This is a genomic window from Mesorhizobium sp. M7A.F.Ca.AU.002.02.1.1, assembly GCF_003998535.1.
Classification (GTDB): Bacteria; Pseudomonadota; Alphaproteobacteria; order Rhizobiales; family Rhizobiaceae; genus Mesorhizobium; species Mesorhizobium ciceri.
Window position 1 is genome coordinate 1 of the sequence record NZ_RZPB01001337.1, and the last position, 835, is coordinate 835.

An 835-nucleotide genomic window follows, 5' to 3' on the forward strand; every position below is an offset into this window, starting at 1 on the left:
CTTTTCCAGTACCCGCAGGGTCTCGGCGTCGAGCTTCAGGCTCTCGCGGCGCTGGTAGAGATCGTCGATGCGGGCAAACAGCCGCTCATTCATTGAAATCGCCGAGAAATGCCTGGACATTTTCGGCGAGATGTCGCGCTCCAGCGCCTGGATCGTCTCGTTGGTGTAGGCGCCGGCGCGGCACCAGAAGATCGACGAGACACGATCGAGCGCTTCGCCGCCGAGTTCCAGCGCGGCAAGCGTGTTCTCGACGGTCGGCGCATCCTTGTTGCCGGCGATCGCCTCGATCTCGGCCTCGTGCGCCTTCAGCGCCGCGTCGAAGACCGGGGAGAAGTCGCCGTCGCCAATGCGCGTGAAATCGGGCAGGCCGAGCGGCCCCTGCCACGCGGTCAGCGGATGGGCGGCGAGGTCGACGGCTTTCGTGGAAGGCATGGACAGTCTTTCGTTGGTGAAGCAGGCAGGTGGGTCGTACCCGATGTAGGGCGCGGCCGGCGGACCCGCAATATGCGGATTTGGCCGATATCGCCCTCAAAAGCCGTCGCAGTTTTCGGCGATCGCCGCTTGTGAACTGGCGGTGATGCGGTTGTCGGTGACCGCGAAAGTTTCCTGCATCAGCATGTCGTTGTTGGGGAAATCGTAGCAGGCGACCACCGTGGTGACGCCGCCTTCGCTTTTCTCGATCCGGTGCCGGATCGCAGCACCGGCAACGGCACCTTTCCATTCGTCGATCGAAGCGATGAATTCCTGCTTGCTCTGCACGATGCCGAGGTCGTCCAGCTTGATGCGGACATCGTCGGCGAGCAGGTCGGACAGTTCCGTGCGGTCGGCGACCAGC

At 63.5% G+C, this 835-nt stretch carries 1 protein-coding gene and 1 pseudogene; both read right to left on the reverse strand.

The annotated features are described in order from the left end of the window. A pseudogene (locus EN879_RS37550) lies at positions 1-432 on the reverse strand (peptidase M3); the annotation flags it as partial. Positions 433-528: 96 nt separating this feature from the next. Continuing rightward, the coding region (locus EN879_RS37555; RefSeq protein WP_127274792.1) for a nuclear transport factor 2 family protein at positions 529-835 on the reverse strand (307 nt) is incomplete at its 5' end.